At 71.6% G+C, this 23,041-nt stretch carries 23 protein-coding genes; 18 read left to right on the top strand and 5 right to left on the bottom strand.

From position 1 onward, the window contains the following. Positions 1-516 precede the first annotated feature (516 nt). The 3 genes from MLV88_RS11925 to MLV88_RS11935 all read left to right on the top strand — a co-directional run bounded on the left by MLV88_RS11925 (position 517) and on the right by MLV88_RS11935 (position 2,795). Positions 517-1,296 carry a ParA family protein gene (locus tag MLV88_RS11925; protein WP_242334152.1) on the top strand — a complete coding sequence of 260 codons (780 nt, stop codon included), beginning with the start codon at positions 517-519 and terminating at the stop codon, positions 1,294-1,296. Then, on the top strand, positions 1,293-2,195 hold the full coding sequence (locus MLV88_RS11930; protein WP_243337571.1) for a ParB/RepB/Spo0J family partition protein: 903 nt from the start codon (positions 1,293-1,295) through the stop codon (positions 2,193-2,195). Before MLV88_RS11925 ends, MLV88_RS11930 begins: the two co-directional genes overlap by 4 nt. A gap of 174 nt (positions 2,196-2,369) precedes the next feature. After that, entirely contained in the window at positions 2,370-2,795 is a 426-nt protein-coding gene (locus MLV88_RS11935) for a bactofilin family protein (RefSeq protein WP_242334236.1), read from the top strand. 113 nt (positions 2,796-2,908) lie between these two features. Here MLV88_RS11935 and MLV88_RS11940 read toward each other — a convergent pair whose 3' ends face one another. After that, positions 2,909-3,289, bottom strand: a complete 381-nt coding sequence (locus MLV88_RS11940) for an Hsp20/alpha crystallin family protein (RefSeq protein ID WP_243337572.1) — start codon at positions 3,287-3,289, stop codon at positions 2,909-2,911. A gap of 205 nt (positions 3,290-3,494) precedes the next feature. Here MLV88_RS11940 and atpH point away from each other — a divergent pair, with 205 nt between their 5' ends. The 15 genes from atpH to ychF all read left to right on the top strand — a co-directional run bounded on the left by atpH (position 3,495) and on the right by ychF (position 18,611). Next, complete coding sequence (gene atpH, locus MLV88_RS11945) at positions 3,495-4,034, top strand: ATP synthase F1 subunit delta (protein WP_242355168.1); 540 nt, start codon at positions 3,495-3,497, stop codon at positions 4,032-4,034. Between the two features lie 40 nt (positions 4,035-4,074). After that, on the top strand, positions 4,075-5,610 hold the full coding sequence (gene atpA, locus MLV88_RS11950; protein ID WP_242334164.1) for a F0F1 ATP synthase subunit alpha: 1,536 nt from the start codon (positions 4,075-4,077) through the stop codon (positions 5,608-5,610). A gap of 21 nt (positions 5,611-5,631) precedes the next feature. Beyond that, positions 5,632-6,507, top strand: coding sequence for an ATP synthase F1 subunit gamma (gene atpG, locus MLV88_RS11955; protein ID WP_242334167.1), 876 nt, complete (start codon positions 5,632-5,634; stop codon positions 6,505-6,507). 17 nt (positions 6,508-6,524) lie between these two features. Further along, on the top strand, positions 6,525-7,973 hold the full coding sequence (gene atpD / locus MLV88_RS11960) for a F0F1 ATP synthase subunit beta (protein WP_242334169.1): 1,449 nt from the start codon (positions 6,525-6,527) through the stop codon (positions 7,971-7,973). Between the two features lie 3 nt (positions 7,974-7,976). Then, positions 7,977-8,375, top strand: a complete 399-nt coding sequence (locus MLV88_RS11965) for a F0F1 ATP synthase subunit epsilon (RefSeq protein WP_243337574.1) — start codon at positions 7,977-7,979, stop codon at positions 8,373-8,375. A 295-nt stretch (positions 8,376-8,670) separates the two neighbouring features. Further along, a complete protein-coding gene (gyrA, locus tag MLV88_RS11970) occupies positions 8,671-11,379 on the top strand; it encodes a DNA gyrase subunit A (RefSeq protein ID WP_255821338.1) in 2,709 nt (902 codons plus the stop codon). Then, entirely contained in the window at positions 11,376-12,215 is an 840-nt protein-coding gene (locus MLV88_RS11975) for a tetratricopeptide repeat protein (protein ID WP_242334175.1), read from the top strand. The genes gyrA and MLV88_RS11975 overlap by 4 nt, the downstream gene beginning before the upstream one ends. 17 nt (positions 12,216-12,232) lie before the next feature. Next, positions 12,233-13,522 (top strand): glutamate-1-semialdehyde 2,1-aminomutase, encoded by a 1,290-nt coding sequence (gene hemL / locus MLV88_RS11980; protein ID WP_242355170.1) that lies wholly within the window; start codon positions 12,233-12,235, stop codon positions 13,520-13,522. Then, complete coding sequence (locus MLV88_RS11985; RefSeq protein ID WP_242355172.1) at positions 13,523-14,653, top strand: aminotransferase class V-fold PLP-dependent enzyme; 1,131 nt, start codon at positions 13,523-13,525, stop codon at positions 14,651-14,653. A gap of 149 nt (positions 14,654-14,802) precedes the next feature. Further along, positions 14,803-15,066, top strand: a complete 264-nt coding sequence (locus MLV88_RS11990) for an AtpZ/AtpI family protein (protein WP_242355173.1) — start codon at positions 14,803-14,805, stop codon at positions 15,064-15,066. Then, the gene (locus MLV88_RS11995) at positions 15,063-15,431 is read left to right on the top strand and encodes a hypothetical protein (protein WP_242334187.1); all 369 of its coding nucleotides are present in this window, start codon (positions 15,063-15,065) and stop codon (positions 15,429-15,431) included. Before MLV88_RS11990 ends, MLV88_RS11995 begins: the two co-directional genes overlap by 4 nt. After that, on the top strand, positions 15,428-16,522 hold the full coding sequence (gene atpB / locus MLV88_RS12000; protein WP_242334190.1) for a F0F1 ATP synthase subunit A: 1,095 nt from the start codon (positions 15,428-15,430) through the stop codon (positions 16,520-16,522). Before MLV88_RS11995 ends, atpB begins: the two co-directional genes overlap by 4 nt. A gap of 73 nt (positions 16,523-16,595) precedes the next feature. Next, entirely contained in the window at positions 16,596-16,826 is a 231-nt protein-coding gene (gene atpE / locus MLV88_RS12005) for an ATP synthase F0 subunit C (protein ID WP_242334192.1), read from the top strand. Positions 16,827-16,879: 53 nt separating this feature from the next. Beyond that, positions 16,880-17,413 carry a F0F1 ATP synthase subunit B gene (gene atpF / locus MLV88_RS12010; protein WP_242355175.1) on the top strand — a complete coding sequence of 178 codons (534 nt, stop codon included), beginning with the start codon at positions 16,880-16,882 and terminating at the stop codon, positions 17,411-17,413. An 85-nt stretch (positions 17,414-17,498) separates the two neighbouring features. Then, entirely contained in the window at positions 17,499-18,611 is a 1,113-nt protein-coding gene (ychF, locus tag MLV88_RS12015) for a redox-regulated ATPase YchF (protein ID WP_242334198.1), read from the top strand. 209 nt (positions 18,612-18,820) lie between these two features. Here ychF and pdxA read toward each other — a convergent pair whose 3' ends face one another. The 4 genes from pdxA to MLV88_RS12035 are packed head-to-tail and all read right to left on the bottom strand — an operon-like array spanning position 18,821 to position 22,918. Further along, positions 18,821-19,945, bottom strand: a complete 1,125-nt coding sequence (pdxA, locus tag MLV88_RS12020; protein WP_243337576.1) for a 4-hydroxythreonine-4-phosphate dehydrogenase PdxA — start codon at positions 19,943-19,945, stop codon at positions 18,821-18,823. After that, complete coding sequence (locus MLV88_RS12025; RefSeq protein WP_242355179.1) at positions 19,942-20,961, bottom strand: peptidylprolyl isomerase; 1,020 nt, start codon at positions 20,959-20,961, stop codon at positions 19,942-19,944. Before MLV88_RS12025 ends, pdxA begins: the two co-directional genes overlap by 4 nt. Further along, positions 20,958-21,911, bottom strand: coding sequence for a peptidylprolyl isomerase (locus MLV88_RS12030; protein ID WP_242334207.1), 954 nt, complete (start codon positions 21,909-21,911; stop codon positions 20,958-20,960). Before MLV88_RS12030 ends, MLV88_RS12025 begins: the two co-directional genes overlap by 4 nt. A gap of 2 nt (positions 21,912-21,913) precedes the next feature. After that, the gene (locus tag MLV88_RS12035; RefSeq protein ID WP_242334210.1) at positions 21,914-22,918 is read right to left on the bottom strand and encodes a peptidylprolyl isomerase; all 1,005 of its coding nucleotides are present in this window, start codon (positions 22,916-22,918) and stop codon (positions 21,914-21,916) included. Positions 22,919-23,041 lie beyond the last annotated feature (123 nt).

Consider the following 23,041-nt stretch of genomic DNA (forward strand, 5'->3'; position numbering starts at 1 on the left):
ACGCATCACCATCCGCTCGCGGCTCGGCTGCCCGTAGCTCCTGCCTCCTCCCCCGCCGTCGCGGTGCAACCCCACCCTTCCGCCCACCTCCCCGTCCGAACCCTTCTTCGCGGGCCCGCCGAGGCCCCTCCGCGCCCGCAGACGGGGAACTCCGCCTCGCCTCGCCCGCCAGCGACGAGGACCACGGGAACGGTGCTGGACGAGGGTTACCCACTGGCCTCGCCCGCCCGCGGGAAGCGGTCTCCCGCTGGCGATGTTCCACGTGAAACGTCGTGCCCGGCCGAGCGGCTGCCGCTGCCCTCCCGGACCGACGTTCCACGTGGAACAGCACGAGAAGCGAGGGCGACGATGGGCGGAAAGCGGAGGCGCCGGAGGCGTTCGGACGCCGCGTCGTGTCAGATCGATCGGGCAAAGTGCGCGCCGGCGCGGCCAGGGGGTCGCGCGAAACAACCGAGAGGTCCCGAGTTGGCGAACACGACGGAAGGGGCGCGCGCCCCGCAGACGGATGCTCAGGCCATGGCCCGGATCCTCACCATCGCGAACCAGAAGGGCGGCGTCGGCAAGACCACGACGGCCGTGAACCTCGCCGCCTCGCTCGCCGCCGCAGAGCGGCGCACCCTCCTCGTGGACGTCGATCCCCAGGGGAACGCCGGCAGCGCCCTCGGCATCCGGCGTGACGAGTCGGAGTGCTCCATCTACGAGGTGCTCGTGGACGGCGTGCCGATGGCGAGTGCCGTTCGCAAGACGGAGCTCAAGTTCCTCGACCTCGTCCCGGCCTCCCGGCACCTCGTGGGCGCCGAGCTCGAGCTCGCGGAGCTGGAGTCGCGGGAGTCGCGCCTCAAGCGCGCGGTGGACGAGGTCGCGGGCTCGTACGAGTACGTGGTGATCGACTGCCCGCCGTCGCTCGGGCTCCTCACGCTCAACGGGCTCGTCGCGGCCCAGGGCGTCGTCATCCCTCTCCAGTGCGAGTACTACGCGCTCGAGGGGCTCGCCGACGTGCTGAAGACGATCGAGCTCGTCCGCTCGAGCGCGAACCCGGCGCTCACCGTGGACGGCATCGTCCTCACCATGTTCTCGCCCAACAACCTCTCCAACCAGGTGGCGGAGGAGATCCGCCGCACGTTCTCGGACCAGGTCTTCAAGACCGTCATCCCGCGCAACGTGCGGCTCTCCGAGGCGCCCAGCCACGGCAAGCCCATCCTGCTCTACGACGTGACCTCGAAGGGCTGCCAGAGCTACCTCGAGCTCGCGCGCGAGGTGACGGGGCGCTTCAGCCAGCTCGGAGGTGTCGCGTGAGCCTCGCCGACAAGCGCCGCCCCGCCCTCGGCCGCGGCATGGCCGCCCTGCTCTCGAACGCGCCGCCCCCGGCGAGCGTCGCGCCCGCCGCGGCGCCGGCCGGAGCGGCGGTGGCGCCCGGGCGCGGGCTCCTCGCGCTGCCCCTCGAGGCGATCGAGCGGAACCCGGACCAGCCGCGCAAGCGCTTCGACGAGGCGAAGCTCGAGGAGCTCGCCGCCTCCATCCGCGAGCACGGCGTGGTCGAGCCGATCCTCGTGCGCAAGGAGGGCGGCAAGTACCGCATCGTCGCGGGCGAGCGGCGCTGGCGCGCCTCGCAGCGCGCAGGGATCCGCGAGATCCCCGCCATCGTCCGCGAGACGAGCGACCGCGAGGCCTTCGAGATCGCGCTCATCGAGAACCTCCAGCGCGCCGACCTGAACGCGATCGAGGAGGCCGAGGCCTACGAGGTGCTCGCGAGCGATCACGGCCTCAAGCAGGACGAGATCGCGAAGCGCGTCGGCAAGGAGCGCTCCACCGTGGCGAACGCCCTGCGCCTCCTGAAGCTCCCCGAGGAGGTGCGCGACTCGGTCCGACAGGGTCAGCTCGACATGGGCCACGCCCGCGCGCTGCTCGCCATCGACGACGCCGAGGCCATCAAGCGGGCGGCCCAAAAGGCCATCCGCGAGGGGCTCTCCGTCCGGGCGACCGAGGCGCTCGTCCGCTCGCTCGGGCGGAAGGAAAGCGACCGTCCCTCCGGCGGTTCCGAGAGCCCGGCCGTCAAGGCGCTGGGCCAGCGCCTGCAGCGCCGGCTGGGGGCCAGGTGTAGGGTCGTGCCCAAGTCTGCAGTCGCGGGGCGCCTGGAGATTGAATACTCCTCCCTCGACGAGCTGGATGGAATACTCGGGAAGATTGGAGCGTAGTTCCCTGTACCGCCGCCCGAGGGGGCGGCAGCCCCGATGTTCGGGGAGCAACCACAGCGAGGACGGATGTCCTTCTGGACAAAGCTGCGGGAGGAGGCGACGTCGCCGGCGGTCGGCGCGGACGCACCCGGAGCGCCCACGCCCGCGAAGTCACTCAACGAGGAGCCGAGAAACATGGCCATGCTGAAGCGCGATGAGCTGTCGTCCGTCCCCACCCCCACCGGCGACCTCAACGCCCTGCTCGGGCGCGGGTCCGAGTTCGAGGGCAAGCTCACCTTCGAGGGCACCGTCCGCATCGACGGCAAGTTCACCGGGACGATCGTGACGAACGACGTGCTCGTCGTGGGCGAGGGCGCGAAGGTCAACGCCGAGATCACCTGCGGCACGATCATCGTGCACGGGGAGATCAACGGGAACGTTCGGGCCAAGAGCGCGATCGAGCTGCACCACCCGGCGCGCATGCGCGGCAACATCGAGTCGCCGTCCCTCATGATCGAGAAGGGCGTGATCTTCGAGGGCCAGACGAAGATGGAGGGCGTGGAGAAGGGCGGCGCGAAGCCGGCCACCGCTCCCGGCCCCGTCGCCGCCGTGAAGTCGTAGCGCTCCCGGACGCACTCCAGCCGTAGAGACGAAGAGAGCGGGCTCCGGGAGAACCGGGCCCGCTCTTCTCGTCTCGGCGCGCGCGGCCGCCGAGCCTTCGCCTCGCCGCGGCGCTACGCGCCGACCTTCACCTGGATGGCGCGGGGCTTCGTCTCGGCACGCTTCGGCAGGTGGACGGTGAGTAAACCGTTCCTCGCCTCGGCGCGGATCTTCTCGGCGTCGACCGTGGCCGGCAGCGAGAACGAGCGCGTGAACGTCCCGTAGGCCAGCTCGATGCGGTGGTAGCTGTCGCGCCGCGCCTCGTTCTCGAGCTTCCGCTCGCCCCTGAGCGTGAGGACTCCGTTCTCGAACCGGATGTCTACGTCCTTCGGGTCAACCCCCGCGAGGTCGAAGCGGAGCGCCAACTCGTCGTCGTCCTCGAAGATGTCGCAGGGCGGAGTCCAGCCGACAGACTCGCTGGTCTTGTAGGCGCGATCGTCGAAAAGTCGGTTCATCTCGTCCTGGAGACGAGCGAGGTCACGGAAGGGCTCCCATCTCGTCGGCATCGCCATGATTTTCATCCTCCTTTTGGCAACGCGAACGTAAAGCGAGGTCGCGGGCTGTCAAACGGGAGGGCTTCGACCGAGCCTAAGTCCAAGTACTGCCGGGAGATTCGTGCTTGACCGTCGCACCCACACCGTGCTACGGAGCGCGTCCCTTATGATCATGGGTTCCATTGCCCGGCGGTACGCGCGGGCGCTCTTCAGCCTGGCTGCGGAGATGGGTCGAGTAGAGCCCTGGAGCGAGAGCCTCCAGTCCCTCAAGGAGGCTGTCGAGGGCTCTGACGATCTCCGCGACGTTCTGTCCAACCCGGTGTACTCGCGCGAGCAGCGGCGGGCCATCGTGGAGAAGCTCGCGGCCGCGTTCAGGCTCGAAGCCGAGCCCGCGAACCTGCTCCTCCTCCTCGGCGACCGGAACCGCCTCGCCTACCTGGGCAACATCGTCGAGCACTTCCGGGCCCTCGCCGACGCGCACCTCGGCCGGGTCCGGGCCAAGGTGACGAGCGCGGTCCCCCTCGACGCCGCCGCCGCGAAGGCCATCGCCGACCGGCTCTCGCAGGCGACGAAGGCCACCGTCCTCCTCGATCGCGAGGTCGACCCCGCCCTGCTCGGCGGCGTCGTCGCGCAGGTCGGCAGCGTCGTCTACGACGGCTCGGTCCGCACCCAGCTCGAGGATCTGCGGCGCCAGCTGAAGCAGTAGCGATCTTTAACTGTCAGTTCATCCTCCGGAGAGCCTCACGATGGATATCCGCGCCGACGAGATCAGCCGCATCATCCGCGAGCAGATCAAGGACTACGGCAAGAAGGTCGACGTCGCCGAGACCGGCACCGTCCTCAGCCAGGCGGACGGCGTCGCCCGCATCTACGGCCTCGCCGGCGCCGCCGCCGGCGAGCTGCTCGAGTTCCCGGGCGGCGTCTCCGGCCTCGTCCTCAACCTCGAGGAGGACAACGTCGGCGCCGCCATCATGGGCGCCTACGAGCACATCCGCGAGGGCGACCCGGTGAAGCGCACCGGGAAGATCGCCGAGGTGCCGGTGGGCGAGGAGCTGCTCGGCCGCGTGGTCGACGGCCTCGGCAACCCCATCGACGGCCGCGGCCCGATCAACGCGAAGCAGACCCGCAAGATCGAGATCAAGGCCCCCGGCATCGTGAAGCGCAAGTCGGTGCACGAGCCGATGCAGACCGGCCTCAAGGCGATCGACGCCCTGGTCCCGGTCGGCCGCGGGCAGCGCGAGCTCATCCTCGGCGACCGCCAGACGGGCAAGACCGCGGTCGCGATCGACACGATCATCAACAACAAGGGGAACAACCTCCACTGCTTCTACGTGGCCATCGGCCAGAAGCAGTCGACGGTGGCCCGCGTCGTCGACACGCTCAAGAAGCACGGCGCGATGGAATACACGACGGTCGTCGCGGCGAACGCGTCCGACCCCGCCCCGATGCAGTACCTCGCGCCGTACACCGGCGTGACCATGGCGGAGTACTTCCGCGACTCCGGCCGCCACGCGCTCATCATCTACGACGACCTCTCGAAGCAGGCCGTGGCGTACCGCCAGCTCTCGCTGCTGCTGCGCCGCCCGCCGGGCCGCGAGGCGTACCCGGGCGACGTGTTCTACCTCCACAGCCGCCTGCTCGAGCGCGCCGCGAAGCTCTCCGACAAGGAGGGCGGCGGGTCGCTCACCGCGCTCCCCATCATCGAGACGCAGGCCGGCGACGTGTCGGCGTACATCCCGACGAACGTCATCTCCATCACCGACGGCCAGATCTTCCTCGAGTCGAACCTCTTCTATCAGGGCGTCCGGCCGGCCATTAACGTCGGCATCTCGGTGTCCCGCGTCGGCGGCTCCGCGCAGATCAAGGCGATGAAGCAGGTCGCCGGCTCGCTCAAGCTCGAGCTCGCCCAGTACCGCGAGCTCGCCGCGTTCGCCCAGTTCGGCTCCGACCTCGACAAGGCCACCCAGGAGACCCTCGCCCGCGGCGAGCGGCTCGTGGAGGTGCTGAAGCAGGGCCAGTACCTGCCGATGCCGGTCGAGAAGCAGGTCATCCAGATCTACGCGGCGACCATGCGCGACGAGAACGGCCAGGGCTGGATCCGCGCGGTGCCGGTCGAGCAGATCGGCCGCTACATGCAGGAGCTCATCGAGTTCCTCGACGGCCGCCACCCGGAGGTCGCCCGCGCCATCGCCGAGAAGAAGGCGCTCGACGACGGCATCAAGGCCCAGCTCGACGCGGCGCTCCGCGAGTTCCGCGGCGTGTTCCAGATCGAGGGCCAGTAGGCCCTCCGAGGACGAGCCCCCGTGCCCTCACTGCGCGACATCCGGAACCGCATCGGCTCGGTCAAGTCGACGCGGCAGATCACGAAGGCGATGAAGATGGTCTCGGCGGCCAAGCTGCGCCGGGCCCAGGACGCCATCCTGAAGACGCGCCCGTACGCGCAGCTCCTCGAGCAGACGCTCGCGCGGGTGGCGGCGCGCGCGGCCGCGGACGAGGTGGTGGCCCACCCGCTCCTCGCCCCGCGCGCCCAGCACACCGCCGAAGTGGTGGTCATCACGAGCGACCGCGGCCTCGCCGGCGGCTTCAACTCGAACATCGCCCGCTTCACGCAGCGCTTCCTCGTCGAGAACGGCGACCGGTTCGAGCGCATCCAGCTCGCCACCGTCGGCCGCAAGGGGCGCGACTTCTTCCGGGCGCGCAAGGTGGAGGTCCGCAAGGACTTCACCGGGGTGAACGCGGCCCTCACCTACGAGAAGGCCGAGGACCTCGCCCGCGAGTACACGGAGCGCTACCTCTCCGGCGAGGTGGACGCGGTCTTCCTCGCCTACAACGAGTTCAAGAGCGCCATCTCCCAGAAGCCGGTGGTGTTCCAGCTGTTGCCCATCGAGACGGCGCCCGGCGCCGACGCGAGCGGCGCCGCCATCGACTTCAAGTACGAGCCGTCGCGCGAGGGGCTCCTGCGCGACCTGCTCCCCCGCCACATCGCGATGCAGGTGTGGCGCGCGCTGCTCGAGTCCGCCGCCAGCGAGCACGGCGCGCGCATGAGCGCGATGGAGAGCGCGACCAAGAACGCCGAGGAGATGATCGCCTCGCTCACCCTTCAGTACAACCGCGCGCGCCAGGCCTACGTCACGAAGGAGCTGATGGAGATCGTGAGCGGCGCCGAGGCGCTCAAGTAGATTTGGGAAAGGAAGACATGACCACCCCGACGAACGTTCAGAGCGGCAGGATCACCCAGGTCATCGGCCCGGTCGTGGACGTGGAGTTCCCGCCCGGAGCGCTGCCGGACATCTACACCGCGCTCTCGGTGACGAACCCCGCGCTCGACGCGCGCGCCGACAACCTCGTCATCGAGGTCGCCCAGCACCTCGGCGAGAACACCGCCCGCTGCATCGCGATGGACTCGACCGAAGGCCTCGTGCGCGGCATGGGCGTGCGCACCACCGGCGCCCCCATCTCCGTGCCGGTCGGCAAGGAGGTGCTCGGCCGCATCCTCAACGTCGTCGGCGAGCCGGTCGACGAGCGTGGGCCCGTGGCGTCGGTGCGCAAGTTCCCCATCCACCGCCCGGCGCCGACCCTCGTCGAGCAGAACGTGAAGATCGAGGCGTTCGAGACCGGCATCAAGGTCATCGACCTCCTCGCCCCGTACCTCCGCGGCGGCAAGATCGGCCTCTTCGGCGGCGCCGGCGTCGGCAAGACCGTGCTCCTCATGGAGCTCGTGAACAACGTCGCGAAGAAGCGCGGCGGGTTCTCGGTGTTCGCCGGCGTGGGCGAGCGCACCCGCGAGGGGAACGACCTCTACCACGAGATGATCGAGTCGGGCGTCATCAACAAGGACGACCTCTCGAAGAGCCAGTGCGTGCTCGTGTACGGGCAGATGAACGAGCCGCCCGGCGCGCGCGCCCGGGTGGCGCTCTCGGCGCTCGCCATCGCGGAGTACTTCCGCGACGAAGAGAACCGGGACATGCTGCTCTTCATCGACAACATCTTCCGCTTCACGCAGGCGGGCTCCGAGGTGTCGGCGCTCCTCGGCCGCATCCCCTCGGCCGTCGGTTACCAGCCGACGCTCTCCACCGAGATGGGCGAGCTCCAGGAGCGCATCACCTCCACGAAGAACGGCGCCATCACCTCGGTGCAGGCCATCTACGTCCCCGCCGACGACCTCACCGACCCGGCCCCGGCGACCGCGTTCGCCCACCTCGACGCGACGACGGTGCTCAGCCGCAAGCTGACCGAGATCGGCATCTACCCGGCCGTCGATCCGCTCGACTCGACCTCGCGAATCCTCGACCCGCTCGTCGTCGGCCAGGAGCACTACCAGGTCGCCCGCGTCGTCCAGGAGACGCTGCAGCGCTACAAGGACCTCCAGGACATCATCGCCATCCTCGGCATGGACGAGCTCTCCGAGGACGACAAGCTCACCGTGGCGCGCGCCCGCAAGGTCCAGCGCTTCCTCTCGCAGCCGTTCCACGTCGCCGAGCAGTTCACCGGCAACCCGGGCAAGTACGTCGAGCTCGCCGACACGATCCGCGGCTTCAAGGAGATCGTGGACGGCAAGCACGACGACCTGCCGGAGCAGGCGTTCTACATGGTGGGCGGCATCGACGAGGCGGTCGAGAAGGCGAAGAAGCTGGCCGCGGGGTAACCGATGGCGCTCACCCTCGACATCGTCACGCCGGAGCGGCGCGTCTTCTCGGTCACCGTCGACGAGGTCCGCGCGCCGGGCGTCGCGGGCGGCTTCGGCATCCGCCTGAACCACGAGCCCTTCATGACGGCGCTGGAGCCCGGTCGGCTCACGTACGTCGAGGGGGGCCGGGAGCACCACTACGCGGTGGGCGGCGGCTTCCTGCAGGTCGCCGACAACCGGGTCATCGTGCTCGCCGACACCGCCGAGGCGGCCGCCGACATCGACGTCGAGCGGGCGAAGCGCGCCTTCGACGACGCGCAGGATCGGCTGCTCCGCCTCACCGAGCAGGACGGCCACTACGGCGAGGAGTCGGCGCGCGTGCGCCGGGCCGCGGCGCGGCTCTCGGTGGCCGGGCGCTAGGCGTCTCGCTCCACTCGTGGACCCAGGGCGGGGAGGCGCACGGCGCGCCTCCCCGCTCTCTTTTTTCGGGCCGGCGCGGGCGTCCGGGCGGGACGGATCGTGAAGGACGAGCGCGGCGCTCGGGGGCGCGCGGAGGGGTCCGCCGCGCGGGCCCGGCGGACGCCCCGAAGGCCCGCCCCGGGACGGGCAAAAGCGTTGAATCTCCGAGGGAAACCGGCTAAAACACCCCCTTCTCCCAGGTGCCCGCGCGCTCGAACCCCCTCGCGCGCCTATGGCCCGGGAGGGAAGAGCTCCGATGGCCGAAGAGAACCTCCCGCCGAGCCCGCCCGCCGCCGCCCCCGGGGCGCCGCCGCCCGGAGACGGGCAGCGCGCCCAGGTCGCGATCGAAGACGAGATGCGCAAGTCGTATCTCGACTACTCGATGTCGGTCATCATCGGCCGCGCGCTGCCGGACGTGCGCGACGGCCTGAAGCCCGTGCACCGCCGCGTGATGTACGCGATGCACACCGAGGGGCTGCACCACAACAAGCGCTACTCGAAGTGCGCCGGCGTCGTCGGCGAGGTGCTGAAGAAGTACCACCCCCACGGCGACTCCTCGGTCTACGACGCCCTCGTCCGGCTCGCCCAGGACTGGAACCTCCGCTACCCGCTCATCGACGGCCAGGGCAACTTCGGCTCGGTCGACGGCGATCCCGCCGCGGCCTACCGGTACACCGAGTCCCGCCTCGAGCGGCTCGCCGACTTCCTCCTCGCCGACATCGACAAGGAGACGGTCGACTGGGGGCCGAACTTCGACGACTCGACCGTCGAGCCGCTCGTCCTCCCCACCCGCTTCCCCAACCTGCTCGTCAACGGCTCGGCCGGCATCGCGGTCGGCATGGCGACGAACATCCCGCCCCACAACATGGGCGAGGTGCTCGACGCGGTGGCGCACCTCATCTCGAACCCCAAGGCGTCCGTCCCGGAGCTCATGCGCTTCATCCCCGGGCCGGACTTCCCGACCGCCGGGATCATCCAGGGGCGCGACGGCATCCGCGCCGCCTACGAGAAGGGGCGCGGCACCATCCAGGTGCGGGCGCGCGCGTCGGTCGAGGTCCACCCCAAGACCGAGCGCGAGGCGATCGTCGTCACCGAGATCCCCTACCAGGTGAACAAGGCGAAGCTCGTCGAGCACATCGCCGAGCTCGTGCGCGACAAGCGCCTCGAGGGGATCAGCGACCTCCGCGACGAGTCCAGCCGCGAGGGCATGCGCATCGTCATCGAGCTGAAGCGTGACGCGGTCGCGCAGGTGGTGCTGAACAACCTGTACGCCCACACGCAGATGCAGACCGGCTTCGGCGTGACGCTCCTCGCCATCGACGGCGGCCAGCCGCGCATCCTCAACCTGAAGGAGCTGCTCGAGCGCTTCGTCGCCCACCGCCGCGACGTGGTCACCCGCCGCACGCGCTTCGAGCTGCGCAAGGCGCGCGAGCGCGAGCACATCCTGCTCGGCCTGCAGATCGCGCTCGACCACCTCGACGAGATCATCGAGCTCATCCGCAAGGCGCCCGACCGCGACGCGGCCCGCGACGGGCTCATGACCGGCTTCGCCCTCTCGGAGCTCCAGGCGAAGGCCATCCTCGAGATGCAGCTGCAGCGCCTCACCGGCCTCGAGCGCCAGAAGATCCTGGACGAGCTCGCCGAGGTGCAGAAGCTCATCGGCCGCCTGAAGGAGATCCTCGCCTCCGAGGCCGTCCTCATGGAGGTCATCGTCTCGGAGCTGAAGGAGGTGCGGCAGCTCTTCGCCGACGAGCGGCGCACCGAGATCCTGGGCGAGGCGACCGACTACTCCACGGAGGACCTCATCGCCGAGGAGGAGATGGTCGTCACCGTCTCCCACGCCGGCTACGTGAAGCGGAACCCGGTGTCGCTCTATCGCGCCCAGCGGCGCGGCGGGCGCGGCAAGACCGGCGCGGCCACGCGGGACGAGGACTTCCTCGAGGCGATCTTCGTCGCCTCGACGCACAGCTACCTGCTCGTCTTCTCGGACAAGGGCAAGGTCTACTGGCTCAAGGTCCACGAGATCCCGCCGGCCGGGCGCGCCGCGCGCGGCAAGCCCATCGTGAACCTCGTGCAGCTCTCGCCGGGCGAGAAGGTCGCCGCGATTTTGCCGGTGCGGCGGCTCCCGGAGCCCGCCGGCGCCGAGGATGCGGCCGAGATCGCCGCCGAGCCGGGCGAGGCCGAGGCCGCGGAGCCCGCCGAGAAGGCGAACGGCGCGGTCGCCGCCGAGCCCGGACAGTTCGTGTTCATGGCCACGCGCCGGGGGCTCATCAAGAAGACCCGCCTCGAGCAGTTCGCGAGGCCGCGCGCGGCCGGCATCATCGCGCTCGGCATCGAGGAGGGCGACGAGCTCATCGCCGCGCGGCTCATCGACGGCAAGAGCCACGTGCTCCTCTCGACCGCGCAGGGGATGGCCATCCGCTTCGAGGAGTCCGACGTGCGGGCCATGGGGCGGACCGCCTACGGCGTGAAGGGCATCACCCTCGAGGCGGAGGACGCGGTCGTCTCGGCCGAGTCGATCCCGGCGGCGCCGCCGGAGGGCGAGCCCGCGCCGACCATCCTCACCGTCACGCAGAACGGCTACGGCAAGCGCACCGAGCTCGCCGAGTACCGCATCCAGAGCCGCGGCGGGAAGGGCATCATCACCATCAAGACCACCGAGCGGAACGGCCCGGTGGTCGCCGCGGCGCTCGTGTCCGACGCCGAGGAGGTGATGCTCATCACGAACGGCGGCATGCTCATCCGCATGCCCTCGCGCGGGATCAGCCTCATCGGGCGGAACACCCAGGGCGTCCGCCTCATCACCCTCGAGTCCAAGTCCGAGCAGGTGGTGGGCCTCGCGCGCGTCGCCGAGACCACGCCCGAGGCGGCGGCGGCCGGGGTCGCCGAGGCGGCGGAGGGCGAGGAGCCGCCCGAGGGCGGGCCGGAGGACCAGGGCGGCGGGGAGCCGGAGGCAGGCGCGTGAGGCGGCGGTCGGGCCCCTTCGCCGCCGCGCTCGCGGCGGCGCTCGCGCTCGCCTGCGCCTCGCCGGCGAAGCGGCTCGAGGAGGCGAACGGGAAGCGCCACGCGGGCGACCCGAAGGGCGCGCTCCAGGGCTACAAGGCGGTGCTCGCCGAGCTCGGCGACGCGACGCTCTCGCCCGACGAGGCGGCGGTGCGCTGCAAGGCGCTGCGCTTCGCGGGGGACGTCTCGTACCTCGAGCTCGGCGACTACACCGGCGCGATCTCCTACTACCGGCGCATCGTGGCGCTCTACCCGGGCGGCAAGGAGGCGCGCGAGGCGCGCGTCCAGATCGGCGACATCTACCGCGAGCGCTTCCGCGACCCGCTCGCCGCGATCGCCCAGTACGCGGACGTCGCCGCCTCGAGCGCGCCGGAGGCGCCGCGCTACCAGCTCGAGGTCGCCCGCGCCTACCTCGAGCTCAAGAACTGGTCGCAGGCGCGCACCGAGGCCCGCATCCTGCGGGAGAAGTGGCCCGATCACGAGCTCGCCGACGAGGCGCAGCTCCTCACCGCCCAGGCGTGGTCGCTCGAGAAGCGCGACGACGAGGCGCTCTCCGCCTTCCAGGCGCTCATCGACAGCAAGCCGCGCCCGGAGCTCGCGGCCCGCGCGCTCGAGGGGCAGGCCCTCATCCACGCGCAGGCGGGGCGCTTCGACCGCGCGCTCGAGCTGTACGCGCTCGCGCTGCCCATCCACCCGAACCCGGACGCGATCCGGACCAACATCGAGGCGGTCACCGAGCGCCGCGAGCGGGCGAAGCCCGCGACGCTGCCGGGCGATCGCGCCGCCGCCTTCCGCTAGTCACCGAGAGGAAAGCCATGAAGACCGAGCTGTCGGAGAAGCTGTTCGCGAAGGCGCAGACCCTGTTCCCCGGCGGCGTGAACTCGCCGGTGCGCGCGTTCCGCGGCGTGGGCGGGACGCCCCGGTTCATCGCGCGCGGCAGGGGCAGCCACCTCGTCGACGTCGACGGCAACGACTACGTCGACTACGTGCTCTCCTGGGGTCCGATGATCGTCGGGCACGCCCACCCGGAGGTGATGCGCGAGGTGCAGGACGCCATGAAGGAGGGCGCCTCGTTCGGCGCCCCCTCGCCGCGCGAGATCACCCTCGCGGAGCTCGTGCGCGAGCGGATGCCCTGGATCGAGAAGATGCGCTTCTGCTCCTCGGGCACCGAGGCCACCACCGCCGCCATTCGCGTGGCGCGCGGCTTCACGGGGCGCGACGACATCCTCAAGTTCGAGGGCTGCTACCACGGCGCGGGCGATCCGCTCCTCGTGAAGGCGGGCTCCGGCGTCGAGACGCTCGGGCTGCCCGACTCCCCGGGCGTGCCGGCGGACCTCGCGAAGCACACGCTCACGCTGCCGTACAACGACCTCGCCGCCGCCGAGCGGCTCTTCGCCGAGCGGGGCGACCGCCTCGCCGGCGTCATCATCGAGCCGGTGGTCGGCAACATGGGCGTGCTCGTCCCCAGGGCGGGCTACCTCGAGGGCCTGCTCACCCTGTGCCGCAAGCACGGCGCGCTCCTCATCGTGGACGAGGTGATGACCGGCTTCCGCGTGTCGTCGGGCGGCGCCTGCGGGCTCTTCGGCCTCCGGCCGGACCTCGTCACCTTCGGCAAGGTCATCGGGGGCGGGCTGCCGGTGGGCGCCTTCGGCGGGCGCGCCGACGTCATGGATCGGGTCGCGCCGGCGGGGCCCATCTACCAGGCGGGCACGCTCTCCGGGAACCCCATGGCGATGGCGGCCGGGACCGCCACCCTGCGGCTCATGACCCCCGCCGCCTACGAGAAGCTCGAGAACCTCGCCGCGAAGCTCGCGGACGGGCTCCGCGCCCGCGCCGCCGCCGCCAAGGTGCCGGTGCAGGTGAACCGGGTCGGCTCCATGCTCACGGTGTTCTTCTCGGAGAAGCCGGTGTTCGACGCCGCGAGCGCGCGGCTCTCCTCGACGAAGCGCTTCGGCGCCTTCTTCCACCGCATGCTGGAGGGCGGCGCCTACCTCCCGCCCTCGCAGTTCGAGGCGGCGTTCCTCTCGACCGCGCACTCCGAAGGCGACGTCGAGCACACGCTCCTCGCGGCCGAGGCGGCGTTCGCCGAGGCCGCGAAGGTCTAGATGCCCGGCTGGGCGGAGCGCTTCGCGCCATTCGAGGGCGTCGCCTACCTCGACGCCGCGAGCCAGGGCCCCATCCCGCTCGCGGCGTCGCGCGCCGGGCGCGAGGCGCTCGCCCTCAAGGAGCGGCCCTGGCGCATCTCGGCGGCCACCTACGTCTCGGCCGTCTCCGAGGCGCGGGCCCTCGCGGCGCGCCTCCTCGGCGCGCGCGAGGAGGCGGTGGCGCTCGTCACCGGGGCGGGTCAGGTGGTGAACGCCGTCGCGCGCGGGCTCGACCTCGGCGAGGGCGACGAGGTGGTGCTCGCGCGGCACGAGTTCCCCTCGAACGACCTGCCCTGGCGCTGGCTCGCCCGCCGCGGCGTCGCGATCCGCGTCGTCGAGCCGGATCATCCGACGGGCGCGGTCTCGGCGGAGCGGCTCGCCGAGGGGGTCGGTCCGCGGACCCGCGTCGTCGCGTTCGCCCACGTCTCGTACCTCCACGGCGGGCGGCTCGAGCCCGGGCCGGTGGTCGAGGCGGCGCGGCGCTTCGGGGCGATCACGGTGGTGGACGGGAGCCAGGCGGCGGGCGCGCTGCCGTTCGACTTCGGCGGCTCCGGCGTCGACGTCTACGCCGCCTCCGCCTACAAGCACCTGCTCGGCCCGTATGGCTGCGGGCTCGGGCTCTTCTCGGCGCAGGTGCTCGACCGGCTCGCGGTGGGGGATCTGAACTGGTGGGCGGTGAAGGGCGCGGAGGACTACGGCAACCTGCCCGCCGACATCGAGCTTCGGCCCGGCGCGCAGCGCTACGACGCGCACGAGACGGCGGCGTTCTTCAACCTGCTCCCGCTCGCCGAGTCGCTGCGCCTCCTCCTCGAGGCGACGCCCGCCGCGGTCCAGGCGCACGCCCGTGCGCTCGGCGACCGCCTCCTCGCGCGCCTGCCGCAAAGCTTCGTCCCGGCGAGCCCCCTCGAGCCGGCCGCGCGGAGCCACCTCCTCTGCCTGCGCGCCCAGTCCTCCGCCGCCACCCTCGCCGCGTACGAGCGGCTCCGCGCGGCCAAGATCTGGGCGTCGCTGCGCGGCGACCGGATCCGAGTGTCGCCGCACCTTTACAGCACCGAGGAGGACGTCGACCGGCTGCTCGCCGCGCTCGCCTGAGCAGATCGGGGTGGGAGCGCTCCCGGCGGGGTGCGAGACCATTGACGTGTGCGCCACGCCCCTGCTATACGGGCGTGCCTTTCCGCCCGCGGAAGCATTGGGGAATCCCGCTTCTCCGGGGTTGCGGAGAGGCCGGCAGCGGAGGGTCTTTGGCGGATCCCGAGGATCGAAATCGCGGGTCCAACGAGGACAAGGGGCTCTCCGGGCTCGCGGAGGGGTACCGGAAGGCCGCGCCGTACATGGCGGCCTCCTCGAGCCTCGTCGGCGCGGTCGGCGTGTTCACGTTCCTCGGCTACCTCGCCGACCGGAAGCTCGGGAACGAGGTCCCCTGGCTCACGATGCTGGGGGCGGTGCTCGGCATGACGGGCGGCTTCATCAGCTTCTTCAGGCAGGTCCTCAAGGGAAAGAAGTGAAGCATCAGGTCATCACCGTCGCCCTCTCGCTCGCCTTCGTCGGCCTCGCGCTCGCCGCGGGGCAGTACCGGCGCGCGGCGCTCGTGGGCGCGACGGCCTGCAGCTTCACCGCCCTCCTGTCGATGCTCGTGCTCGCCCGCTCGGTGAAGAACGCCGAGAAGCCCCTCAAGCCGGCGCTGCTCGTCATGACCGTCGCGTTCCTCGCCCGCATCCTCCTCGTCGCGCTCGGCACCGTGTTCGTGGCGCGCGCCGGCGAGAACGTCTTCGCCTTCGTCGTCGCCTTCTTCGTGCCGTACTTCGCCTTCAGCGCCGTCGAGGGCGTCTACCTCCACTCGCTTCGCCGCTTCACGGGAAGGGCCGCATGACCGCCATCCTGACCCTCGCGCTCACGCTTTCCCTCGCTCAGGCGCCCGCCGCGCATGAGGCGCCGGCGCACGAGACGCCCGAGGTCGCCGCGCCCGCCGCCGAGGGCGGCCACGGCGAGGCGGGCGGGCACGGCGGCGGCCTCTCCGAGTCGCTCATGCACCACGTGACCGACGGTCACACGCTCGAGTACCCGGGCTACTGCGAGGGCGGCTTCGCCTGGAACTGCGAGGTCGACCTCGACCACGTGTTCGGCACGCACCGCGATCACGCCACCGGCAAGGCGTCGGGCCCGCTCGTCTTCGGCTCGCTCGACATGACGCCGACGAAGCACGCGGTGATGATGTGGATCGCCTCGCTCGTGCTCATCGTCGCCTTCGTCTCGGCGGTGCGCAGGAAGGGGCTCGTCCCCCGCGGCCTCTACAACTTCCTCGAGATGCTCGTGCAGTTCGTGCGGAACGAGATCGCCCGCAAGAACATCGGCGAGCACGACGGCGACCGCTTCGTCCCGTACCTCGTCACCGCCTTCTTCTTCATCCTCTTCGTCAACCTGTTCGGCCTCTTGCCCTGGTCCGCCACCGCGACCGGCAACCTGTCCGTCACGGTCGCCCTGGCCCTGTTCACCTTCGTCATCACGCAGTACGCGGCCATCAAGGCGATGGGGCTCGGCGGCTGGCTGAAGCACCTGACGGGCGGCGTCGCCCCGTGGCTGTGGCCCATCATGATCCCGGTCGAGATCCTGGGCCTCTTCACGAAGCCCTTCGCTCTCACCGTCCGTCTCTTCGCCAACATGGTGGCGGGCCACATCGTCATCTTCTCGCTCATCGGCCTCATCTTCGCCCTCGGCCACTGGGGCGTGGCGTTCGGCTCGGTGCCGATGGCGCTCGGCATCTACCTGCTCGAGCTCTTCGTCGCGTTCGTGCAGGCCTACATCTTCACCATGCTCTCGTCGCTCTTCATCGGTCAGGGCCTCGCGCACCACGGCCACGACGAGGAGCACGGCGAGCACGGCCACGCCGAGCCGGGCATGGGCTCGGTCGATCACGGCAACCACGCTTCTCACGTGGCGGGGGCGTCCCCCGGCCATGGGTAGTCGAGCGCTCCACGCGCCACGGGAATCACGCGGCCCGGTAATCCCGCACCTCTGAAAGACAAGGCAGACGACCATGACCTCCACCGCCCTCGCGTTCCTCTCCGCCGGCTTCGGCGCCGGCCTCGCCGTCCTCGGCGCCGGCCTCGGCATCGGCAAGCTCGCCGCCGCCGCCATGGAGGGCTCCGCCCGCCAGCCGACCGTCGCCGGCGACATCCGCACCTCGATGATCATCGCCGCCGCCCTCATCGAGGGCGTGACGCTCTTCGCGATCGTCGTCTGCGTGCTCCTCGCCATCAAGGCGTAGGGGCACATCCGGCTCGTCGAACCTTCACCTCCTCTTCACCCACGGAGTCGCGCATGGCCTCCCTCGCGTCCCTGCCCCTCGCAGCCGGAGGGCTCACGGACCTGAACCCCGGCCTCACCCTCTGGGCGGCCATCACGTTCCTGTTCCTGCTCGTGGTCCTCTCCAAGTTCGCGTGGGGGCCCATCGTCAAGATGCTCGACGAGCGGGAGCGGACCATCCGCGAGGCGATCGAGGCGGCCAAGAAGGAGCGCGCCGAGGCGGAGCGGATGCTCGCCGAGCAGAAGGCCTCGCTCGCCCACGCGCAGCGCGAGGCCGCCGAGCTCGCGCGGCGCAACCAGCAGGAGGTCGAGGTGCTCCGCCAGGAGCTGACCGCCCGCGCCCGCAAGGAGGCGGACGAGCTCGTCTCCTCCGCCCGCAGGCAGATCGACGAGGAGAAGACCAAGGCGATGTCGGAGCTCCGCGCGCAGGTCGCGGACCTCGCCATCGACGCGGCCTCTCGCCTCGTGAAGGCGAACCTCGACGACGCCTCGCAGCGGAAGCTCGTCGAGGACTACATCGCGCAGCTCCCGGCGAACCGCGCCGCCTAGCGCGGCCGGACCGGTCTAGACGCTCCGGCGGGCCCCGCGTCCGCCGGAGCGTTTCCATTTTCCGCGGGCTAGATTCAAGGGTCGCATGGGTCTCTCGATCGGCATCGTCGGCCTCCCCAACGTGGGGAAGTCCACCCTCTTCAACGCGCTCCTCGGCGCGGCGCAGGCCGCGGCCGCGAACTACCCGTTCTGCACCATCGAGCCGAACGTGGGGGTCGTGCCGGTGCCCGATCGGCGGCTCGAGCGGCTGGCGGCGCTCTTCAAGCCGAAGAAGACCACCCCCACCACCCTCGAGTTCGTGGACATCGCCGGCCTCGTGGCCGGCGCCTCCAAGGGCGAGGGGCTCGGCAACCAGTTCCTCGGCAACATCCGCCAGGTCGACGCGATCGCCCACGTGCTGCGCTGCTTCGAGGACCCCGACGTCGTGCACGTCGCGGGCAAGGTCGATCCGCGCGGCGACCGGGAGGTCGTCGAGACCGAGCTCATGCTGAAGGACCTCGAGTCGGTCGAGAAGCGGCGCGAGCGGGCCATGAAGAACGCCAAGGCGCCGGGGAAGCCCGGGGAGCTCGCCAAGGCGGAGCTCGCCGCGCTCGACCGCGCCAAGGCCGGCCTCGAGGCGGGCACCCCCGTCCGCGCGCAGAAGCTCTCCGAGGACGACCGCGCGCTGCTCGCCGACCTCTTCCTCCTCACCTCGAAGCCGGTGCTCTACATCGCCAACGTGGACGAGTCGCAGCTCGGCAAGGAGGCGACCGATCCGAGCATCCTGGCCGTGAAGGCGCTCGCCGACGCCGAGGGCGCGCCCATGGTCGAGATCTCCGGCAAGGTCGAGTCCGAGCTCGCCGCGCTCGCCCCCGGCGAGCGGGAGGAGTACCTCGCCTCGCTCGGCCTGGAGGAGCCCGGCCTCGACCGGCTCGTCCACGCGGGCTACCGGCTGCTCGGCCTCATCACCTACTTCACGGCCGGCGAGGACGAGTGCCGCGCCTGGACCGTGAAGGCGGGCTCGCGCGCCCCCCAGGCGGCGGGCGTCATCCACTCCGACTTCGAGAAGGGCTTCATCAAGGCGGAGGTGATCCGCATCGAGGATCTGCTCGAGCTGAAGAGCGAGTCCGCCGCGCGCGAGAAGGGCAAGCTGCGCATCGAGGGCAAGGAGTACGTCGTCCAGGACGGCGACGTGATGCACTTTAGGTTTAATGTCTAACGGGGGCTGCGCCCCCGCCCCGCCGACGGCTGGCCGCCGTCGTCGGGGCCCCACCCCTGCTCGGCGGGGCCCGTGAACCTGCGCGCCCGCGTTCGCGGGTGCGCGCAGGTTCCCCGCCGGAGGGGCTTCGCCCCTCCCGCGCTTCGCGCGGGGCCCTCCCGCGGTGAGTGCGATCGATGACTTGCCCGGGCGCGCGCGGGTGACCGCGCTCAGCCCCGGCCGCGGGTCGGGCGGGCCTGCGCCCTGACCCCCCCGATGCGCGCGGCGAGGCGGAGCGCGGCGATCATCGAGGCCGGGTTCGCCACCCCGCTGCCGGCGATGTCGTAGGCGACCCCGTGATCCGGGCTCGTGCGCACGATGGGGAGCCCGAGCGTCACGTTCACCGCCGGGTCCCCGCCCACCGCGTCGAGGAGCTTCACGGGGATGAGCCCCTGGTCGTGGTAGAGGGCGACCACCGCGTCGAACTCGCCGAGCGCGGCGCGGAAGAACACCGAGTCCGCGGGGAACGGGCCGCGCGCGCGGGCGCCGGCGCTCGCCGCGCGGGCGAGCGCGGCGGGGAGGAGCGTCTTCTCCTCGTCGCCGAACGCGCCCTCCTCGCCGGCGTGCGGGTTGAGCGCGGCGAGGGCGAGGCGCGGGCGCGCGAGGCCCAGGTCCTCGCGCAGCGCCCGGTGGGTGATGACGAGCGTCTCGGCGATGCGCTCGACGGTGAGCGCGCGCCTGAGCTTCGCGAAGGCGACGTGGTTCGTGACGAGCGCGATCTTGAGCTTCTCGCCGGCGAGCATCATCACCGAGCGGCGCACCCCGCAGCGGGCCTCGAGCCACTCGGTGTGGCCCACGAAGCCGGGCAGCGCGCGGGCGACCTGGGCCTTCGACACCGGGGCGGTGGTGAGCGCGTCGGCGTCGCCGCGCCGCACGGCGTCGAAGGCGGCCTCCAGGGCGGCGAGCTGGGCCTCGCCGGCGCGGGGATCGGGGCGGCCGGGGCGCACCGCGCCCGCGGGGAGCCGGGTGACCGTGACGAGCGCGCCCTCCGGCGGGAGCGGCGCGCCGGGGACGACGAGCGGGAGTCCGCTCGAGGCGAGCTCGCGGGCGAGCACGCGCGCGTCGCCGAAGACGTAGGGCACGAGGGCGCCCCGCAGCGCCGCGAGCGCCTTGGCGGTCACCTCGGCGCCCACGCCCGAGGGGTCGCCGAGGCTCACGGCGATGCGCGGCAGCGCGGGGAGCCGGGCGCGCTCCGGCCGCGCGCTCGCGGCGGCGCGGCGCCTCGGCGCCCGGGGCGAGGAGGCGATGGGTCGCGGCGCGACGGCGACCGCGTGCCGGCGCGCGCGGACGCTCACTTCTGCAGCTCGGGCAGCTTGGTCTCGACGAGCGCGTCGCGCCGCAGCTCGGCGATGAGCTGCTGGCGGTAGGTGCCCGCCTGCTGGTCGACGAGGTGGGCGCGGATCTCCTCCTTCGCGTCCTCGAACGACTTCGTCCCCGACGCCCGGCGCTCCTCGACCTTGAAGACGTGCAGGCCCGGGCCGGCGCGCACGGGCGGCGACAGCTCGCCCGGCTTGAGGGCGAACGCCGCGTCCTCGAGGGCCTTCTCGATGGTGCCGCGGCGGAGCCAGCCGAGGTCGCCGCCCTCGGCGGCGGAGGGGCCCTTCGACACCTCGCGCGCCACCGCCGAGAAGTCCTCGCCGGTCTTGAGCCGCTGCAGGATGCGGGTCATCTGCTCCTGCACCTTCTCCTGCTGCGCCTTCGTGGCGCCGTCCGGCAGGGGCAGGAAGATGTGGCGGACCTTCACCTCGTCCTCGCCGCCGAACTCCTGCGGGTGCGACTGGTAGTAGTTGCGCAGGTCGTCGTCCGAGACCTTCACCTTGGAGCGCACCTCGTACTGGAGGACGAGGAAGGCGTCGTACTCGCGCTTCACGTTGGCGCGGAAGGCGGCCCGGTCGAGCCCCTGCTCCTTGAGCGCGCGCTCGAGCGCCGCGTCGTCGAAGTCGTTGCGCTTCTTGATGTCCGCGACCGCCTCGTCGATCTGCTGCTCGGTCGCCTCGAGCTGCAGCTCCGCCGCCTTCGCCTGGAGGAGCCGCTCGGCGATCACGTCGTCGAGGGCGCGCTTCAGCGCGGCGGCCTGGGCCTGGTCGCGCTCGGGCCCGGGGCTGAGCTGCTCCGCCTTGAGCAGCGCGGGGCCGGCGCGGTCGGCGAGCTCGGAGAGCGTCACCACCTCGCCGTTCACGAGCGCGGCGACGCGGTCGACGACCTGGTGAGGGGCGGCCGCCGGGGGAGGCGTCGCGGGCGCCGCAGGAGCCGCGGGGGCGGCAGGGGCGGCGGCGAGGAGGACGAGCAGGGGGAGGGCGGCAGGGGTCACGGATTCACTCCGGCGAGGGCCTTCTCGTCGATCTCGATGCGGGCGCGCTCGCGCAAGGCCTTGAGATAATCGTCCTGGGCCCGCGCGCGCTTCTCGCGGGTGAGCTTCTCGGCGATTTCGGGCCGCGCCTGGTCGAGCGAGCGCCGGGCCGCGGCGCGCCGGTCGATCACCTTGAAGACGTGGAAGCCGTACGGTGAGGGGGTGACGTCGCTCACCTTGTTGAGGGGCAGGGAGAAGGTGACGTCGAAGACCTCGGGGAACCCCGCGCCGCGCCCGATGAAGCCGAGGTCGCCGCCGGCCTTGCCCTCCGGGGCGATCGACGACTTGCGCGCGACCTCCGCGAAGGTCTGCGGGTTCCTGCGGAGGCGGTCGCGGATCGCGAGCGCCTCCTCCTTGGTCGACACCACGACCTGGAGCACGTGCACCCGCTCCGGCTCCTCGAACTCCGCCGCGTGGTCCGCGTAGTAGCGCTGGATCTCCCCGTCGGCGACCTGCACCTGCGGGAACACCTGCTCCTCGAAGAGCCGCTCGATGGTGAGCTGGTCCTTGAGCCGCCCCTTGAGGTCCGCCTGGCCGAGGCGCTGCTGGGCGAGGAGGTCGTCGAAGTTCGAGCCGGGGTACTCGGCGCGCACCCGCAGGAACGCGCGCTCGACCTGGTCCTGGCCCACCACGATGGACCGGGCGCGCGCCTCCTGGAGGAGGAGCGCCCGATCCACGAGCTCGTCGAGGAGGCCGCGGCGGAGCGTGTCGCCCCCGCCGTCGGCCTGGGCCTCGCCGGCGCGCGTCTCGCGCAGCTCGCGCGCGAGGACGTCGGCGCCGATGGGCTCGCCGTTCACGAGCGCCACGGCGCGCGGCGCGGGCGGCGCGTCCTTCTTCCCGCCGCCGCACCGGCCGCAGCCCCCGGCGAGCACGCCGAGGACCGCGAGCGGGATGAGGAGCCTCGCGCGCACGCCTACTTCGCCGGCGGGGCGGGGGTCGCGCTCGGCATCGGGCCGTGGGGCATGACCCCCGTCATCCCGGTGCCGGGCATCCCGGGCATGGCGCCCGGCGCGGCGGCGCTGACCTCCACCGCCTCGAGGGCCTTCTCGTCGACGGAGATCTTCGCCTCGTCCTTGAGGCGCTTCAGCCACTCGTCGAACTCCTTCGTCTTCTTCTCGCGGTAGAGCTTGTTCTGGATCTGCGCCTTCACCTGGTCGAAGGAGCGGTTCAGCTCCTCCTGCTGGGCGGTGAGCTTGAGGAGGTAGAAGCCCTTCGGCGTCTCGACGACGCCGGAGGTCTGCCCGGCGGAGAGCGCGAAGGCGGCGTCGGCGAGCTCCTTCGAGTAGGCCGCCGTGAGCTCCTCGTGCGACTTGTACTGCAGGTCGCCGCCGGCGTTCTTCGTGGCGGCGTCCTCGGAGTACTGCGAGACCGCCTGCGTGAAGGCGAGCGGGTTCTTCTGCTCGTCGGCCTTGATCTTGGCGAGCGCGGCCTTCGCGGCGGCGAGCTTCTTCGCGCGCTCGGGCGAGCCGGCCGGCGCCTCGAACACCACCGCGGCGACGCGCACGCGCTTCGGGCGGAAGTAGTCCGTCTTGTGCTCGTCGTAGTACTTCTGGAGCTCGGGCTCGGGGACCTCCTTCGCGCGCTCGAGGTCCTGGAAGTTCTTCTGGACGAGCTTCTGGACCATGATCTTCTTCAGGGTCAGCTGCACGTCGGGATCCGTCGCGAGGCCCTGCTTCTCGGCCTCACGCGCGAGCACCTCGAAGCGGATGAGGTTGTCGAGGAACTCCTTCTTCCGCTCGAGCGTCGAGTAGCGCGCGCGGATGAACGGCGACTGCTCGTCGAGGCGGGCCTTGAACTCGTCGGCGGTGATGGTGACCCCGTTGCCCTTCGCGATCACGGGGCCCGACTTCTTGTCCTTCGGCGACTGGCAGGCGGCGGCGAGCGCGCAGAGGCCGATGACGAGGGAACGGCGCAGCATGCGGGTGCTCCTTCGGGAAGACGTGCGGTAAAGGCCGGTCAGCCAACGCAGGACCACGCCCCGTTCTTCCCCGCCGGGGGTTCGGGCGCTGGCTTGGAGCGGCTGAAAAGAGCACGGAACGAG

This window comes from Anaeromyxobacter soli (assembly GCF_022808855.1).
GTDB classification, from domain to species: Bacteria; Myxococcota; Myxococcia; order Myxococcales; family Anaeromyxobacteraceae; genus Anaeromyxobacter; species Anaeromyxobacter soli.